Consider the following 18,443-nt stretch of genomic DNA (forward strand, 5'->3'; position numbering starts at 1 on the left):
AATAAAGCCTGAAAAATCTCTGATGAATATCAGATGAATAACCGATATTTATGGGTATGCGTATTTTATCCTCTATCGTACTTTTTATTTCAATAAGTTTTTCTGTTTTTGCGGCAAAATCAGACAGGACGATTTACAGTCTTCCAGAAAATTTGACCGGCAAAGTTAATTCAAAAAGTTCAGTTGCAAAGACTTCTAAAAATTCGGACTCCGCAAAAAATTCTGCTAGCGCAATTGACAGTTCAAAACTGAATTCATCAGTTTCTTCAAATTTTATGCTGGCAGGAACGAAAAAAGGACTTTTTAAATACACTGACAGAAAATCATCTTCCGTTCTTTGGGACGAGGGAACTGTTTCTGAAATTTTTGAGTGCACAGAAACTCTGGAAGATGGCTCAAAATCAAAAGTCTGGTATTTTCTCACTTCCGCAGGAATTCTTACGTCCAGAGATTTGAAAAACTTTGAATATAGAAACGAGGGACTTCCGTTCCTTACGATTAAGCAATACGATGGAAAAAATATTAGTTTTGTAAAGCAAATTGCACAGCTCAAAGATCTTGCTGTTCATCCTACGAATCCAAAAATTCTTGTTACGGCTACAAAAGATGCTGTTTACATAACTTATGATGGCGGTGCAAGCTGGAAATCCATAGGTTCTTCTGGCGACCCGACTTCTGGAATCAAGGCGGTTGCCGTTGCCGACATGGCCCGTGCCAATACGGGAAAGGCTGCCGTTACGAATGCCGACGGAACTGTAACGCCTGCTGTTGCGCCAAAAACTGATCTTGTGGTGTTTATGGCTCACTCGATTTTTGGTTTTGCGTATTGCTATCCGAGGGAAAGCAAAATCTCATGGAAGAATGTTGGTTCTGGTTTTGACGTTCAGAAAACCCAGACTTATTCAGACGAAATTTCTGACATTCTTCCTGTCGTAAAAAAAGACGCCAATGGTTTTGACACAACGGAAGTTTATGTTTCGCAGACTTTTATGCCAAAAATCTACAGATTCAACTGGGCTGCAAAAAAAGGCGAGAAGATTTTTACCGGAAAAGAGCCTGTTGACACGATTGACGCACTTTTCTTTGACGGTGCGAATTTAATTTATTCTCAGCCTGGCGAAATCGCTTCGTTCAATATTGCCACAAAAACGAAGGACACAGTGCCGTCTGAAATTGAAAAATGGAAACAATATTTTAGTCTCGTAAAAGAAGACGACGTGCTTTATTCCGCATGGGTTCCGTATTCTGCGAAATCTGGAGAAAAATCCGGAATTTCTTTGGGCGAACTTTGGCTTCTGTATCCTGATTCTTGCAATAACAAATATGCTGAAAAGGCGACTGACAGAAAGGCCGTTTACGTTCAGGCTCACAAACTTATGACGAAAAACGGAATCGACAAGTACAAGAGAATAATCAAGAACAACAATCTTGATGCAATGGTAATCGACATGAAGGACGATTACGGCGGAATCCGTTTTGACCCGAAAGACCCGCTCCTAAAAAAACTTGCGTTCGTAAGTACTTATAAAATAGACATCGACACGTTTGTTCCTGCAATGAAGGAAGCCGGAATTTATCTTGTTGCCAGAATCGTAACTTTTAAGGACAAAAATCTCTGGTCTTATGGAAAGAACGAGTATGCTGTTTGGGACAGTTCTACAAAGCGTCCGTGGCAGGGAATTCAGTATTACGAGGAAGTGAAGGATTCTGCGGGCAAAGTGACCGGTTCACGTGCAGTGCGATATGATGAGCACTGGGTTGACCCTTACTCGCACGAAGTTTGGGAATACAACATGCGAATTGCCCGCGAGCTTGTTGAGCGCGGTTTTGATGAAATTCAGTTTGACTACATTCGCTTTCCGACAGACGGTCGGAACATGGGCAATGCGACTTTCCGCTGGAAGAATCCAGGAATGGACAAAGAAAGTGCCTTGCTTTCGTTCTTGTCTTACGTCCGAAAAAATATCGACGCCCCGATTGGAATCGACATTTACGGCGCGAACGGTTGGTACAGAAGCGGAACGCGCACTGGTCAGGACGTTGAGCAGCTTGCTGAATATGTTGATGTAATCTGCCCGATGTTCTATCCGAGCCATTTTGAGAACAGTTTTTTGAATTACGAGCCAAAAACTGAGCGCCCGTACAGAATTTATTATTACGGAACTTACCGAAATACAGTAATCGGAAGGAACAAGTTGATTATTCGTCCGTGGGTTCAGGCATTCTATCTTGGTTCGTCTCCTTACGACCGTGGATATTACACCGATACCAACGGTTACAAATACGTTAAGCAGGAAGTCTTTGGCGTTCGGGACAGCGTTAACCGCGGTTACATGTACTGGAACGGCGTCTGCGACTACTACGCGATTTTTAAGGATCCGGGGGATGCTCCGTACACTGGCCCTTCTTTGGAAGCCTCGTCAAAATTCAGAAAGCCTGCTCTTTCTGGCGGAAGCCGTGGATTTGACAATGCTTCTTCTGAACATCCAAGAGACGAGACTCCGATTGATTCCGGCTTGAGTGCATCCGAAGGAATTTCCCTCTGGAATTCTGTTCGGGCGCAAAAAACAAAGGAAGGTGCGTCTTTACCAAAACTGAGTGATTTTGAAAAGCTCCTTTCTGGTAACGAGGAACTTTAATTATGGATAATACTGGCTACACTCCCGAAGAACCGATTGCGGCGATTGCGACAGCTCTTGCACCTGCCGCGTTGGGCATAATCCGAGCGTCAGGAAAAGGGTGCATTGAGAAAGTTTCCAAACTTTTTTCTCGACCAAAAGCACTTCTTTCTGCCGCTCCTAACTCAATTGTTTACGGCTGGATTGTGAATCCTGTTGGAAGCGTTCGTGTTGATGAGGTTTTGCTTTCTGTTTTTAAGTCGCCAAAAAGTTTCACTGGCGAAGACATGGTTGAGATAAGCTGCCACGGCGGAGTTTCTGTAGTCACTGCTATTTATAACTTGCTTCTTTTGAACGGATTTAGACCTGCTGAACGCGGTGAGTTCACCTTCCGGGCTTACATTAACGGAAAAACTGACCTTACGCGCGCGGAGGCTATCCGCGAAATTATCGACTCAAAGACCGACGCGTCTCGTTCCCGTGCCGCGGGGCGTCTTGCAGGAAATCTTTACGATTCAATCGATTCCGTAAAAAAACTGATTGTTGACACTCTTGCGAGCATTGAAGTTGACATTGAGTATCCTGAAGATGAGGAAACTATAGCTGATTCGTTTGATTCTTCGGATTTGCGCCTTGCCGAAAAAAAACTTGACGCCCTTGCCTCGTCTTGGAAAAGTGAAAAAATCTATCAGGACGGAGCGCGGGTGGTTCTTTGCGGTCGCACGAATGCCGGAAAATCAAGCCTTTTTAACGCGCTCCTAAAAGAAGACCGCGCGATTGTGAGCGACATTGAAGGCACCACGCGGGATTTTATTGAAAGCTGGGTTGATTTTGATGGAATTCCTGCCCGACTTTTTGACACTGCGGGGCTTCGCGAAACGAGCGACGTAATCGAGCAGCGCGGAGTTGAGCGCACGCGGGATTTGAGCGAGGATGCCGATTTGATTTTGTACCTCGTGGATTCAGTGAGTGGAATTGATGATGATGATAAGGATTTTTTAACTTCCGTCAGCAAAAACTTGCCGAACACGCCTTTAATTCTTGTCCTCACAAAAGCCGATAAGAGCGCACCACCTCAAGTATCTGGTCTTACGGTGCAGAATTTGGTTTCTATATCTTCAAAAACTGGTGAAGGTCTTGCCTCGTTAAGTTCACTTGTAAAAAAATTGCTTTCGAAGGGCGAAAAGTCAGACAGAAATCAGGCCGGATTGGGAAGCGAACGGCAAAAAGTCGCCGTTGAGCAGGCTTTGGAATGTGTGCGTCACGCCCTTTCTCTTTCGGAAGATTACGCCCTTGATGCCGTAGTCCAAGATTTGGAAGACTCTCTCGATTTCCTTGGCGAAGTTACCGGCAGCGTAACTCCGGACGACGTTTTAGGTTCAATATTCGCTCGTTTCTGCGTAGGAAAATAAGGGAACGCTGCAAGTTGACTTTTGGAGTTTAAGTTGATTTTGTGCGTTCCCCGCAAGTTTTGCTAAAGCAAAACTCGCGCGTTGGTTAGCGGGCTTGCAGGTGTCCACAAAAGTCGGCGGCAAGGAGAGCCGCCTTTTGTGGGTATGGCTTTATCGCTCGCGAGTCGCGAGCAATTTTGGGAGTGCGGTTGACTTTGTGCACTTCCCGACAGTTTTGCTAGAGCAAAACTGTCGCTCTGGTGGAGGAATTTGCAGGTGCTTTCGAGTTGCCGCGAGAAGGAGTGCGGCAACTCGAAGGTGTGACTTTATTGCCCGCGCGGCGCGGGCAATTTTGTGTTGTGGGGGCTTGTGTGTTTCCTCGAAAAGCTGGTAATGACAGGCATTTTAGTCTTTGCAAAATAAACAGTCTTGAAGTTGAGCCAATTAAAATAGTAATTTTATGTAGTAAAATCTTATCATTTTTATAAAAATATCAAAATTTTGTGATTATTTTGTGATTTGGATTTTACTTTTCTTAATTTCTGTCGTATAATTCTCACGTTTTTAACAGTTGTAAAATACTGTTAAAAAAATCAAAAAGTTCTATTGAAAAAATCATTTAATAGATTTAACCTTTAAGCTAGCTTATGAAAGATTTTAAATTTATTTCAATTTTATTAATTCCATCGGTTCTCATTTTATTGGGACTTGTTTCTTGTGGTGAAAAAAACCTCAAAAAAAAGAAAGTTGCCAGAAAAAAGCGTTTCTGGTAGCGTTTTGAACATTGCTTTTGATTCTACGATTGATTCGCTTGATCCTCAAAAAGCTGTTAATGCAAGTTCGTTTGAAATGATTGGAAATTGTATTGACGGACTCATGCAAATGGCTGATGACGGTTCTGTTCAGAAGGCGATTTGTAAAGAAGAAATTGTTTCATCGGATGGATTAAAGCATACTTTTAAGTTGCGGGACGACGTTTTTTGGTCAAACGGTGAACTTGTAACTGCGCACGATTTTGTTTATGGCTGGGAGCGTGCGGTTGACCCGGCAACGCAATCTGAGTATGCGTTTATGATGCGCGACATTGCTCAGGTAAAAAATGCGGGGGCAATCATGGCCGGGCAGATGGATAAAAATCAGCTTGGCGTTCGGGCCGTTGATGACTACACTTTTGAAGTTCAGCTTAGAGTCCCTGTTTCATTCTTCAATCAGCTTTTGTATTTCTGTACTTTCTATCCTGCAAATCAAAAATTCATTGAAAAAGTTGGCGAGAATTATGCCACCACCCCAGAAAATTTCCTTTGTAACGGAGCATTTATTTTAACCGAATATGAACCGCAAGGAAAAGGAATTACGTTCATAAAAAATACAGCTTATTATGATGCTGATAAGGTAAGCCTTGCCGGACTGAATTATAAGATTGTTGCAGACGGTGCCGAAGCCCTTCAAAAATTTAAGAATGGCGAAGTTGATTTGGCGGAAGTTGCTGGAAGTCAGATTTCGCAGGTAAAAGATTCTCCTGAATTCAAATCTGTCGCATCTGGATTCCTTTATTATCTTACGTTCAACCTTGATAATCCTTACTTTAAGAGCAAAAATCTCAGATTGGCTTTGTCCCTTGCAATAGACAGAAATGAAGTTGTGGACAATCTTGGCGATGGTTCCCAGGCTGCTTATTCTGCTGTTCCTCGTGGTTATGCGTTTGATTCTAATGGGCAGGATTTTACTCCTGATGGTGTGGAATTTCCGGAAACTTGTGATTATGACCCTGAAAGGGCGCGAGAATATTTTAGAATGGCGCAGAGTGAACTTGGACAGCGTGAATTTTCATTCAGTTTGCTTGTAGCCGAAATTGAGGCTCAGCTTACGACGGCAAAGACCATTAAGGAGCAGATTGAGACGCTTTTGCCTGAAATTCATATTGAACTCAATGTTGTTTCAAAAAAAGAGCGTCGAAAACTTATGGTTGCTCATAAGTTTGAAGTTGGTCTTACGAACTGGGGACCTGACTATGCGGATCCTATGACATATCTTTCTATGTGGGTAACGGGAAATGACAATAATATGGGAAATTATGTAAATCCAAAATACAATGCGATTATTGCCAGTTGTTCTGACGGAGAACTTTGTACAAAACCTGCCGAACGATGGAAGGCTATGAAAGATGGTGAAAAAATGGTTATGGATGATGTTGTTATCTCTCCAGTATACCAAAAATGCAATGCAGATTTGATAAAAACTAATGTAAGGGGAATCGCATTCCATGCGGTTGCAATCAACAGAATTTATAAACACACTTCGAAATAGGAATATTATTTATGGAAGAAAAACTTAATTCTGAAGAAAAGGCTGTTTACTTGAATCAGAAAGGAAAGCCTTACGGACATTTTGCCATCCAGTTCTCTCTTGCGATATTTATTGTTCTTCTCGTATTTTTTGTAATTCAAAATATTCTTATTGTTCGGCTCGTAAAAAAATTCTCGAAGGACGATTATTCGAATTTTAGTGAAAAGATTATAAAAGAGGATGCCGGAAAAATCAGTTACTGGAATGAGGTTCTCGTCAATGACTTGCGAATATATTCCGACAACGATGTTACTAAAGCCGGAGATGCTGATGAGATTATTTCCTGGCTTGAAAGACATAAAAGCATTCAGAATCCTTATTTCAATTACATCATGTTTTGTACGCCTGACGGTGTAGGTCATACTAGTGACGGATCTAGCATCACTGTAATTTCTATGCCTTTTTTCCGCTCGATTATGAATGACCGAAAGGAACGTTACGTTTCTAATATCGACTTTCAGGCGGATGGTTCTGTAAGCTATTTTATTGCGCGTCCTGCTTTTGATTCTTCTGGAAAATTGATTGGCGTTTTTGCGGGTGCTGTAAAACTTGACGAAATTGACAAGATGATTGGTGAGCTTTCTCTTGGCGCGAGCGGTCGGGCGATTCTTATCGGTGACGATGGTGTTCTGATTTCTCACATGCACGGCGAAAAAAATTATATCGACCTTTTTTACAGCGATAAGGCTGGTTACAGCGGACTTATCGACGTTGCAAAAGAGGCTGCGGCTGGAAAAACCGGTGAAGGCTACTACACCGACGCTTCGGGCACACGAACTTTCGCTTCTTATTCTCCTGTAGAAGGCACTCCGTGGTCTGCAATCCTTACAGTTCCTGTGGCACAAATTAATTCAGCGGGTAACTCTTTGAGGACTACGATTTTTACAATCAGCGGATTTATCGGTGTCGTTCTTGTCATCACTTGTATCATGCTTTTGTTCAGGTCAATTAAGCCACTTCGCGAAATCCGCAACAGCATTCGAACGATTGCTACTGGAAACGCGGATCTTACTCAAAAGCTGGTCGTAAAGAGCAACAATGAAATCGGTGCGCTGGGTGACGGATTTAACATGTTTATGGAAAAACTCCGCACGATTATGAGCGGCTTGAAAGATTCTAAAGAAACTTTGAAGCAAGTAAATGTTGGTTTGCAAGAAAGAATCGACGATAACGGCCGGTCAATTTTTGACATTATCAAAGATTTGAATTCTATTGACGCTCAGGTTCAGAATCAGGCTTCAAGTGTTTCTCAAACTGCCTCGGCCGTAGAAGAAATTTCTAAGAACATTGAGTCTCTTGAAAAAATGATTGAAACTCAGGCGAGCGGTGTAACTCAGGCAAGTGCTGCTGTTGAAGAGATGATTGGAAATATCAAGAGCGTTAACGCTTCCGTTGGTTACATGGCCGAGTCGTTCGACAAACTTGCAGACAATGCAAAAGACGGAATTTCCCGCCAGAATGACGTAAACCTTAAAATCAGGCAGATTGAAGAGCAGTCAAAGACTCTGCATGAGGCGAACAAAACTATTTCTACGATTGCAAGCGAAACCAATCTGCTTGCGATGAATGCCGCAATTGAGGCTGCTCATGCCGGCAGTGCAGGCCGAGGATTCTCTGTTGTTGCTGACGAAATTCGAAAACTTTCTATTACGTCTTCCGCACAGTCAAAGAAAATCCGGGACGAGCTTAAAAAGATTCAAGGCTCAATTGATGAAGTTGTAAATGCTTCAAAAGCTTCTAGTGATTCCTTTGCGGAAGTAAACAGCAGCATTGTTGGAACTCAGCAACTTGTTTTGCAGATTAAGTCCGCAATGGAGGAACAGCAGGAAGGTTCACATCAGATAACTGAAGCTCTCCACTTGATGAACGATAATACGTCCGAAGTTCGCTCTGCTTCTCACGAGATGGCTGTTGGAAACAAGGCTATTCTTGCTGAGGTTGACCATCTTCGGGAAACTACTACAGAAATCAAAACTAGTATGAATATGATTTCTGATAGTGCGGAAAAAATCAAAGGTTCAAGTAATGCTTTGAACGAGATTTCTGGTTCCGTGCACGAAACTGTAGATGGCATAGGAAATCAAATCGACCTCTTCACCGTTTAGTAGCGGAAACTCTATAATCGGACGCGCCGCGCGGACAATGAAATCGATTTCTCAATCCGTGGCAGGAACGATTGCCGCGGATTGGGAGCACTTTAAAGCACGATGAAGCGACAGGTTTCCCAAAACTGTCGGGCGACGGCAAGGTTGACTCAAATTTTTCAAGTTTCTTTTGCCGTCGCCCTTACTTGTTACCCACTGGGCTTTTAATGTAAAATGACTTTTAGGGAGTTTGTTCTACAATATTTAAGTCCGTGTGGAGTCCGATAATGAAAAAGAAATTGTTTTTGCTCGCAATCCCTTCGTTGATTGCGGCTTTGTTCACTTCGTGCAATGATAAAAATTCTTCAGGTTCAAAAAATACCCTTACCGAAATTGAAATTTGGTACAGCCCGTATACTAGCGACGTTGCTCCTTTGCCAGATGACAGTCCGATTTATAAGGCTGTCGAAACTCAGCTTGGAATCAAATTGAAAACAGTGCCTCTTCCTGTCAAGAAGGATGAGCAGAATGAGAAAATCATAAAAGCTGCAAAGGCAAATTCTCTTCCAGATTTTTTTATGACTAACCGTGATATTCTTGTTCAGCTTGTAAAAGCGAATCAGGTTGCGCGCGTTGAAAAAATGTATAATGTTATGCCTGAACGTACTGCAAAAATGTACGATACTGCGGCACAGAATGCTTCTAAATTTGACGGTTTGGCTTATGGACTTTCTCAGAGCGGTGCGATTGACCGCAACGAGGGCATTTTGATTCGCAAAGACTGGCTCGACAATCTTGCGCTTCCAATTCCTGTTACGACAGAAGATTTTTTTGACGTTATGATGAAATTTACGTTCAACGACCCGGATAAAAACGGAAAGAACGATACTTACGGATTCGGAGCTTACCTTGAAATCAACAATCGTGAGGAAGGGCTTGGAACTCGTTTTGCTCCGTTCTTTGGTGCGTTTGGCGTTGCGGGAACTTTTAATGCCTCAAAAAATGACCCAGGATTGAACATTCGAAAACCGGCATATTTTAATGCCTTGCAGTACATTCAGTCGATTGTTGCCGCAAAAATCATCGATCCGAACTGGCTCGGATACTCAAAAGACGATTTTAGAAATGCTTGGAAGGAGGGCCGTTTTGGAATTATGCGTGAGCAGAATGCGGCTTACGCGCTGGAGGCGAACTATAAAAAATTCGACGAAAACTTCCCGGACGGCGAGTGGATTTTGATTGATCCTCCTGTTGGCCCGAATGCAGAAAGCTCGGTAGGTTGCTATACATCTAGTTACAGAACTTATGCTGTTTCACGACGTGCCGGCGAACTTGGAAAACTTCCTGCTATCGCAAGACTTTTGGAATGGATGACAACTGATGGTTACAATATGGTTGCCTATGGACGTGAGGGAGTTAACTTTTTGCTTGATGCCGAAGGTAATGTAACTACAGACGGGCTTGAAGATCCAGAACAGGCGTACACAAAAACAGCGGCCGCACCATACTTGCAGCTTCGCAATATAGTTTTCTATGGCGGTGACGAGGAACTTTCGGCTCGCTATCCTTCGTGGACGACAATTAATGGACGCAAAATGAGCGCACTCACGGTTCTTCGCGAAATGCAGAAAAAGCCTTGGACACAGTCTGTTGGAATTCCGTCACCGGATGCAGAGTTAAAGAAATTCATGCGTCAGGGCGTTCAGGATTTTGTTACAGGAAAGCGCTCCCTTACGTGGGAGTCGTGGACAGACTGGCTTGAGGAATTTGACCGCCGTGGCGGTGAAGAATGGGAACGTCAGTCAATTGAGCAGGCTATGGCGAACAATCAGCTCATAGATACGTTCTAAGAGAATCTCTAAAAACTGAACTTTTTAGAGGTAACTTTGAAAATTAAAATCTGTGCTAAATGCATTTGAAAACTGTCATTCTGAATGAAAACAATCATGCAGTCGTGGCGCAGCGCTCAGAATGACATTTTATGAAAAAAATAGCCTTCCATTCGAATCGTTTGGAAGGCTATTTTTTTGTCTGAACTAAAATTTTAAAATGAATTCTGCTTTACTTTTTTTATAAGTTCCATTATTTCTTCGGCAGTTGAAACAACCGGGCGGTTAATCTGCACCGACTTCCAGAATTGTTTCATATTTTCTGGCATTTCCGGAGTTTCGCCTACGTTGTGTTTTATGTATTCGCTGGAGAGGGAAGGATGGTCTCTCATAATCAGGACGACAGACGCATCATCTTCCTGCAATCGCTCTTTTTGTGCCAGGGTTGCGGCATACGCTCTGCTGGTAAGCTTGTCCGCGTATACGTTGTATTTCATAAAAAGCTCCTGACAAGCCTGTTTTTCAAGCTCTTCTGTTACGGTTGCCGGAAAAATAAAATGCTTTAAAAGGAGCGAATTTGAGTTGAACATACTTTCGAGTCGCTCGATATTTGACGGGTTTGCCGGGTCAGCTTTTTCGCGGTTTTTAAGTTCCACGAGACTGTCCATAATCATACAGTTTCCCTTCAAGTCCGTAGTGATTTCGTTCGTTGCCGGACAGATGAATCCGTTTACTGGAAGCGCGACCCGCCAGCTGTAAAGTCCTGCCACGAGATTACTGAAATTTCCCGTCGCCATAGAATAATAAATATCGCCGTTCACCTGGTTTTTGAGCCTGCTGAATGCGAACGGATAAAAAAACATTTGTGGCATGAGCCGACCGATGTTCGCGGTATTTGCCGTCGTAAGTCCGTATTTTTCAACAAATTCGTGGTTAAAAAAGATTTTTCGGATAAGTTTGTGACAGTCTTTTTCGTTTCCGTCAACTTCGACCGGAAGAATATTTCCGCCGTTCCAAATATAATCGCTTTCTTTTAAGCCTCGCACGCGCCCTTTCGGATAAATCAGAACGGATTTTACGTGCTTTTTGCCCTGAATCATTTTTGCGACGCTTGCGCCGAGTTCGCCCATCGTCACGTCAAGAAAAATTGCATCTTTTCCCTGCATTGTAAGGATAACTTCAAGGGAATTTATAAGAAAAGAAATTCCGAAATCCTTGTGACTTCCGGTTGGTGTATGAAAAAGTTCCAGCGTAAAAAGATTGTCCGAAAGTTTGTTCAGACGCGGCGTGAACGGGAATGCCCGTGTTGCGATTGTTTCACAGATGATTGGCGAGAATTCCTCTTTTATGAAGGCGGAAGTTAACGCACCTGCAATCGATGGAAAAGGCGTGTTTTCGTTTGTGTACAAAATCCAGCGACGCAAATCTGCGGCTTCTGACGGTTCGTAAAGTCCTCCGTCATCGGGCATACATTTTGTTATTGCCGTTGCAAAATTTGCGGTGTGTTCAATGTTTCGTGTCGAATTTACTTTCATAAACTTTCGTTTCACCTTGACTTTCTACAGTCCGTCTTAGTATACCCCATTTATAAGCTTGCAGGTATAAAAATCTTTTTAGCGTCCGTGCTTATTATTTTAGCTTAAATTTTGCGTAAACTTGAACAGTGTTTACAAATTGATACAAATCGTTTGCGTATTTGTAAAATGCCCGCTTTGCGTAAAATTCGTCGCTTATTCCAAGATTCAAGTGATTAGACAAAGGAATTTCTGCCGCAATGTTTGTGATTCCGATTAAATCCCAACCTGGGCTGGTTCCGTGGCTTCCGTCCGCAAGATATTGAAGCTGGTTGTAAAAGTCATACATCGCATATCCTCGGAATCCTGCGCTGAACAAAAATCCGCTTTCTGTCAGATAGCGCATTTTTAATACTGTCTGGAATCCGGTTGTGTAGTTGTACGGAGCCGTAACGCCACTCTTGCCGTTCACGTATTTTTCATCAAAATCTCGTCTGTAAAAATAATAGTCGGTCGTTCCGAGAACGATTCCTGCAAGATGTGCCTGCCATTCAATCTTTGAATTCTCATACTTTATTCTCTGTTTGATTGCAAAACCTGGGGCGAGGGAACTGAGAAGATAGTAAGAGTGCCAGTCGAAGTCGTAGTCGAGAACAAGACCGACAGTTGTGTCCTTGTTTTCGCCAAAATCCGGGGCGCGCGAGAAGATCATTCCGTTGCTTACGATTCTGATGTTGTAAAAGATTTTTTTGTCGACTTCTGCATAACTGCAGTCAGCGCCTTCTCCAGAGCCTTTTCCGATTCCTCCGCCGAACGCAAGCTCAAACTGGCTGTAAGCGTCGTTTGAGTCGTGACCGTAAGGATCGTTGTAGACTACGTAAAGTTCTGGACTGATGAATACCGGGTAAGCTTCGTTTTTTGGCCAGTAGCCGTCATAATCGATGATTTGAGTGTGTCCGACCGCGTTTCCGATTGATGTTTTGATTGAAAACTCGTGGATGTTTCGTTTGCTTCCGTTTGGTTTTTGGCGCGTAAAAAGCTGCGTCCAAACTCTTGTAGGGTTTACCGCGAATCCTAAAAGGTCGTGGATTTCGTCGGCGTTGAGCGAAAGTCTGTAAAGCATTTCGCCAACAGGGAATGCTCCGACTGTGGTGTAAACCATGTCGTTGATTGAAGGTGCATTCGTTTCGCAAAGGTATTCCCATGAGGCTGAACCCAAAACTGTGAGTCCAAAGGATTCAATTTTATTTAAATTTGAGCCGCGAGCGGCCATGTAGTACATGCTTCCCTGATATGGGTGCAGAACGAAGTTTGTCCAGTACCAGTCATGATCCCATGCGAGTTTGCGCTCCCAGAAGTGATCCCATTCTTCCCAACCGACTTTTGCCCAACTTGAGCCAGAAACGTAGCGGTTGTACGAGCAAAGCCCGATATCCCAGAAGGCGACAAATCCCAATGCCGTAAGGTAGTGCTTTTTGCCGTCGTTTTCGTGCAGCCATCCGGTAGAAGAATCTTTGGCTTCTTCCGTGATTTTTTTTGTGTCAAATGTGATTTCCTCAGAATCTGAGGAATTAGAAGATTCTGCCGAGTTCTCTTGAAGTTGTGATTGTGTTTCTTCCGTCGCGCTTTCTTGGGCGATTGTTATCTGCGAAAAAAAAATGCTAAAAATTGAAAGCAAAACAAAAAATTTCTTCATAAATCAATTGTCCTCAATAATATTTCTTTGTTATTTGTTGCAATGCGTTATTTTATTGATTTTTTTATATGCTTGCAATTGCAAAAAATATGCACCTCCCGTGTTATGAACTTGCTTTTGTAGCGACTTAGCGGAGGTAAAAAAAAGCTTTTTTATGATATTTCTAAATAAATTACTAGAATTTTATAGTAATTTAAGATAAAATAGTCACCGTGTTTAAAAACTATTTTTACGGTTCTTTTTTGTATAATATTCTCGTTTTTTACGGGTTGTAAAAAAAATATAATTGTTCTCTCTCTTGCAGAAACCCATAACGAATTGCATCCAACTGCACTTGCGGATGCAAAATTTGCCGAACTTGTAGAACAAAAAACTGATGGTCGAATAAAAATCGAAATTTATTCCAACGGTTCGTTGTATCGAAGCGAAATTGGTTGTTTGTGGGCGTTAAAAAAAGGCGATATTGCATTTACGCGAGTCAGCGGGCTTCATTTTTGTGCAAGTGTTCCTCAGTCAAAAATCCTAATGTTCCCGAATGTTTTTAAAAATTCTGACCATTTAAAAAGGGTTCTTAATAGCGAAATTGGTGAGAATATTTTGAAAAGCATTGAAACTGCCGATTTGGGAATGATTGGACTTTGTTTTTACGATGTTGGCGCGCGCTCATTTTTCTTTAAAAACGAAGTTTCTTCAATTGATGATATTGTCGGAAAGAAAATTCGGGTGCCGTTTTGCGACATTGTGTTTGATATGACAAAAATGCTTGGAGCGGAGCCTGTAAAAATCTTTGACCCGCGTCAGACTTACGATGCCTTTATTGAAGGCAAAATCGTTGGTACCGAAAACTTCATATCTATTTTTGGCGCGCAAAAATGGTGCGGACTTACGCCTTATTGGGTAAGGGACCATCATCAGCATATTCCAGATATTCTTTTGGCTTCACAGCAGAATTTGAATCAGCTTTCGGAATCAGACTTGAAAATCATAAAAGAATGTGCAAAAGAAGCTCAGGAATTCGAAATGAAAAAATGGCAGAACTACGAATTTGTCGTTGAGAAGATTCTTATGGATTCTGGTTGCAAACTTATAGAGTTTAAAGAGTCGGATATCCTGAAAATCAAAAAAATTAAAGAAGAAATTTATGAAAAATATGCTGTTGGGTATGAAGATGTGCTGAAAAAAATCCAGCAAATGGAAACTGAGAATTAAGGGTGCTTTGTAAAACTGTTCGGAAATTTTAGTTTCCGAACAGGTCTAATAATTACTCGGTGAATCCAGGAAGACCTTCGATGGCGTAGGCACGAACCGGAGATGAGTCCAGGTCCATGATTGGAAGTGGCGAGTATGACATGAAGAATACCCGGCTCTTCAATTCGTCGAGATGCTGGAGAACTTCGAGAAATACTACGTTTTCTGCCATAAGAATGTCGTGGAACGGTTTTACGTCCTCGTTTCTGTTTTCAATTGAAACTCCGTCCCCGAATCCAACGCATTTGGCTTTGTGTTCTTTGAACCAAGTTGCTGTTTCGCCGTTTACTAGAAGTCGCTGGTCTTCGTCAGTGTTAGTTTTTGGCGTGAACGGAGTCAATGGATGGTCGCTGTCCAAAAGAACTATGTCGCCGTCTTTCATAAGAGGCTTTACCCATTCGTCAAGAAGTTTTGAATCAATGTATGTTCTTCCTTTTTGCCCCGTGATTTTAATGTAAATTGCCCGCCCCATAAAAGTCGTTAGAGGAAGCTCGCCCACGCTCGGCCACTTGTTGTCGTGGTGATAAGGGCATTCGCAGTGTGTTCCCAAGTGACTCATCAAATCCATGTTCGTGTGATAATCAGGAATCGCTCCGCCGGTGTTGAATCGATACAATTTGCATCGTCTTGTTTCTGTTGCCGGATTTAACATTTTTGAAAGGTCAACGACCCTGTAACCGTTTAATTCGTAAGAATTTCCCATGTTTTCCTCCTGAAAGGCTTTTAATCTATTCTTGGTTTTGAAACTTCGCTTCCAATGCGTGCACTTGGGCTACCGCAAATTCCGTGTAAGGCACTTCAATGCCTAATTGTCTGGCTTTGGAAAGCACGAATCCTGCGATTGCGTCAACTTCGGTTTTGCAACCGTTTTTGGTGTCTGAATAAATAGAAGTAAATCCGCCTTTAGATTTTTTTGAGACGTTCATCACTTCTTCGCGAATCAGCGCGTATTCAAAATTGCAGCCGTCGGCATTCGCGACCGTTACTGCCTCGTAAATGAGTTTTTCGGTGATTTCGGTTGCGCTTTTATTTTTTGCGATAAAGTCGAGCGGCACCTGAAGAATTGCAGTTACCGTGCTTGCAGATGCATTCGTAAAGATTTTTCGCCAGATTGTTTCCCGGATGTTGTCTGATGTTTTGGTCTCGATTCCGCAGAGTATAAAATTCAGCGTCATCACCATAAGGAAAAGCTCTCCTTTTTCGGAGGCCGTTTCGTTTTGCTCTCTTTCCTCCAGATTTTTTTGCATGGCCTCTTCTGGATAGGCGTAGCCCACGTAAGTGATTCCTTCGCCCGTATGCTTGATTTTTCCGTCCGAAAGTTTTGTTGCTCCGTGCTGGGTCGTTCCCAAAAGGATTCTTGCCCTGTCAACGTATTTTTCTATGATTTTTTCGTGGCCCGCGCCATTTTGCAGGCATAAGACAAATGTTTTGCTCCCGATTTTGTCGGAAACGCTTTTGAGTATGTCGTCAATTGCAAAAGATTTTGCAAAGAGAATCAACAAATCAAACTGACCGAACCGTTCTGAATAAGTCGCCGTCATGGTGTTAAAATGCTTGGTTTCACCGTTTTTGCAAGTTTCTTCAATATAAATACCGTTCAGTTTTAGTTCGGCAGATTTTACTTCGTTTCTGCCAAAAATCACGACATCATTTTTTTGAGATAGATAAGTTCCAAAAAGGCAGCCCATAGAGCCATCGCCCAAAATTCCAATTCGCATTTTTTAATCCTAATGGACAAACTTTTTCTAGTCAAATTTTATGGCGAAGTCACTTTGGGCTATTTTTTGGTATTTTTACAAAAAAATTGACAAATAAAAAATTCACTCTAATAATTGTTATTGAATTATGCAAAAGTTTTTTGCATGTTTTATTTTTTGGAGGCAATATGAAAAAAATTTTGTGTGCGTCTGCAGCTTTGCTTGCAGCAGCAGCTCTTCTTACAGGCTGTAAAGAAAAAGGCGGAAATGCCGCAGCCAAATCTAATGAAAAATCAGTAACACTTAAACTTTCTGAAGTTCATACAGAAGGTTATCCAACCACACTCGCAGACCAAGAGTTTGCACGTCTTGTTGAAGAAAAAACAAACGGACGAATTAAAATAGAAGTATATGCCGGCGGAACTCTTTATGGTGACGAGTCGTCTGCAATTGAGGCTCTTGGAATGGGCGACCTTGCATTCACTCGTGTTTCTGCTTCTCCTGTTGCAGCTTACGTTCCAAAAATCAACGCTCTCTGTCTTCCTTATTTGTATCGCGACTCAGACCACATGTGGAATGTTCTTAACAGCAACATCGGACAGAGTTTGCTCGCAGATATTGAAGCTTCTGGTTCTGGTCTTATCGGTCTTTGCTACTACGACGGCGGTGCCCGCTCATTCTATCTTACAAAAGAAGTTCACAGCGTAGATGATATGGCTGGTCTTAAAATCCGTATGCAGAACAATCCTATGATGGTTCGCATGTGCGAACTTCTCGGTGCACAGGGCGTTACAGGCATTGGTCCTGGAGACGTTATGAGTGCAATCACACAGGGAACTGTTGACGGTGCAGAAAACAACTGGCCAACATACCAGAACATGGGTGACTATCAGGCTGCTAAATACTACATTCTCGATCAGCATACACGCGTTCCAGAAATCCTTATCGGTTCTAAAGTTGGCTTGGACAAACTTGACCCGGCTGACCTTGCAATCATCAAAGAGTGCGCAAAACAGACTCAGGAATTTGAGATTGCAAAATGGAAGGAAAAGGAAGAATCTTCTGAGAAAATCGTTCGCGACAACGGAAACGTTATTATTGAACTTGATCCAGCTGTAAAAGAAGAATTCCAGACTCGTATGGCTCCTCTCTATGATGAGTTCGGTGCTGAATACAAAGATGTTATTGAAGCTATTAAAGCTACAAACTAATTAAATTCCGTCTTGAAAACCATGGGTGATTTTTCATCCGTGGTTTTTTTATGTAAAAAAAGTTTTTTTAATGATTTTGAAAGAACTCTCCTGTAAAAAAATATTTAAAAATGTTTGTTAATCCTAAAAAAAAGGAGTAGGTATGTCATCACCAGAAAAAGCGATATTGCTTCAAAATATAATTTTGAGCGTAGTAGCGGTTTTTTACCTCTTCATGTTAATTCTGTGTTTCACTTCAAAAAAAACGGCTATAGCCATAGATAAAGCTATTCATAAAGTTATGCTGGTTATTGCCGAAATCGCTCTTGGCTCAATGATTGTGATTGTTTTTGTTAACGTTGTGCTCCGTTACTGCTTTCACTCAGGAATTGGCTGGGTAGAGGAAGTTCCGCGTCTTTTGGTAACTCTCTTTGCGTTCTGTGCGTGCGCGATGGGCGTTCGAGACCATCTTCACATTTCGGTTACGGTTTTGTACAGCCGCTTCCCAAAACTGGGGAAAAAAGCCCTTGACTGGCTTTACGACATTGCGGTCTTTGGATGCGGACTTTTTATGCTTTATTTCGGAACGAAATTCACTTGTTCGCAGGCGTTCCTTACGGGCCGACTCCCAATGACGGGCTGGAACACTTGCGTTCAGTATTTCCCTGTTGGCGTGGGCGGATTCATTATTGTAATGGATTCAATTTTGTTCTTAACCAAAACGTTGACTTCGGACGACCTTTTGTACAGTGAGAAAGAAGTTGATTATGCAGAGATGATGCGGCAAAACGAAACAGAAAAAAATGCCGCAACAAACTAGGAGGTTAAGA

At 42.3% G+C, this 18,443-nt stretch carries 12 protein-coding genes; 8 read left to right on the plus strand and 4 right to left on the minus strand.

Annotation, left to right across the window (positions count from 1 at the left end; translation table 11 throughout):
• Nucleotides 1-56 precede the first annotated feature (56 nt).
• The 5 genes from JI65_RS02790 (at nucleotide 57) to JI65_RS02810 (ending at nucleotide 10,289) form a co-directional block, all read left to right on the plus strand.
• Nucleotides 57-2,639: a putative glycoside hydrolase gene (locus tag JI65_RS02790; RefSeq protein ID WP_242457143.1), complete on the plus strand. Its 2,583-nt coding sequence runs from the start codon at nucleotides 57-59 to the stop codon at nucleotides 2,637-2,639.
• A 2-nt stretch (nucleotides 2,640-2,641) separates the two neighbouring features.
• Entirely contained in the window at nucleotides 2,642-4,030 is a 1,389-nt protein-coding gene (gene mnmE, locus JI65_RS02795) for a tRNA uridine-5-carboxymethylaminomethyl(34) synthesis GTPase MnmE (RefSeq protein ID WP_191013857.1), read from the plus strand.
• A gap of 696 nt (nucleotides 4,031-4,726) precedes the next feature.
• Entirely contained in the window at nucleotides 4,727-6,316 is a 1,590-nt protein-coding gene (locus JI65_RS02800; RefSeq protein WP_191013858.1) for a peptide ABC transporter substrate-binding protein, read from the plus strand.
• Between the two features lie 11 nt (nucleotides 6,317-6,327).
• On the plus strand, nucleotides 6,328-8,460 hold the full coding sequence (locus JI65_RS02805) for a methyl-accepting chemotaxis protein (RefSeq protein WP_191013859.1): 2,133 nt from the start codon (nucleotides 6,328-6,330) through the stop codon (nucleotides 8,458-8,460).
• A gap of 266 nt (nucleotides 8,461-8,726) precedes the next feature.
• Complete coding sequence (locus JI65_RS02810) at nucleotides 8,727-10,289, plus strand: type 2 periplasmic-binding domain-containing protein (protein WP_191013860.1); 1,563 nt, start codon at nucleotides 8,727-8,729, stop codon at nucleotides 10,287-10,289.
• A 194-nt stretch (nucleotides 10,290-10,483) separates the two neighbouring features.
• Here the strand turns inward: JI65_RS02810 and JI65_RS02815 are convergent, their stop codons facing one another.
• Nucleotides 10,484-11,803, minus strand: coding sequence for a pyridoxal-phosphate dependent enzyme (locus JI65_RS02815; RefSeq protein WP_191013861.1), 1,320 nt, complete (start codon nucleotides 11,801-11,803; stop codon nucleotides 10,484-10,486).
• Between the two features lie 94 nt (nucleotides 11,804-11,897).
• Nucleotides 11,898-13,478: a DUF3943 domain-containing protein gene (locus tag JI65_RS02820; protein WP_191013862.1), complete on the minus strand. Its 1,581-nt coding sequence runs from the start codon at nucleotides 13,476-13,478 to the stop codon at nucleotides 11,898-11,900.
• 285 nt (nucleotides 13,479-13,763) lie between these two features.
• On the opposite strand from JI65_RS02820, the gene dctP reads away from it, so the two are divergent.
• Nucleotides 13,764-14,687 (plus strand): TRAP transporter substrate-binding protein DctP, encoded by a 924-nt coding sequence (gene dctP, locus JI65_RS02825; protein WP_277950577.1) that lies wholly within the window; start codon nucleotides 13,764-13,766, stop codon nucleotides 14,685-14,687.
• A gap of 52 nt (nucleotides 14,688-14,739) precedes the next feature.
• Here dctP and JI65_RS02830 read toward each other — a convergent pair whose 3' ends face one another.
• The gene (locus JI65_RS02830) at nucleotides 14,740-15,429 is read right to left on the minus strand and encodes a cyclase family protein (protein WP_191013864.1); all 690 of its coding nucleotides are present in this window, start codon (nucleotides 15,427-15,429) and stop codon (nucleotides 14,740-14,742) included.
• Nucleotides 15,430-15,454: 25 nt separating this feature from the next.
• Nucleotides 15,455-16,444 carry a ketopantoate reductase family protein gene (locus tag JI65_RS02835; RefSeq protein WP_191013865.1) on the minus strand — a complete coding sequence of 330 codons (990 nt, stop codon included), beginning with the start codon at nucleotides 16,442-16,444 and terminating at the stop codon, nucleotides 15,455-15,457.
• Between the two features lie 167 nt (nucleotides 16,445-16,611).
• On the opposite strand from JI65_RS02835, the gene JI65_RS02840 reads away from it, so the two are divergent.
• Nucleotides 16,612-17,634, plus strand: coding sequence for a TRAP transporter substrate-binding protein (locus JI65_RS02840; RefSeq protein ID WP_191013866.1), 1,023 nt, complete (start codon nucleotides 16,612-16,614; stop codon nucleotides 17,632-17,634).
• Nucleotides 17,635-17,776: 142 nt separating this feature from the next.
• Entirely contained in the window at nucleotides 17,777-18,433 is a 657-nt protein-coding gene (locus tag JI65_RS02845; RefSeq protein ID WP_191013867.1) for a TRAP transporter small permease, read from the plus strand.
• The last annotated feature ends 10 nt before the right edge of the window (nucleotides 18,434-18,443 follow it).

It is taken from the genome of Treponema zioleckii (assembly GCF_014737315.1).
GTDB classification, from domain to species: domain Bacteria; phylum Spirochaetota; class Spirochaetia; order Treponematales; family Treponemataceae; genus Treponema_D; species Treponema_D zioleckii.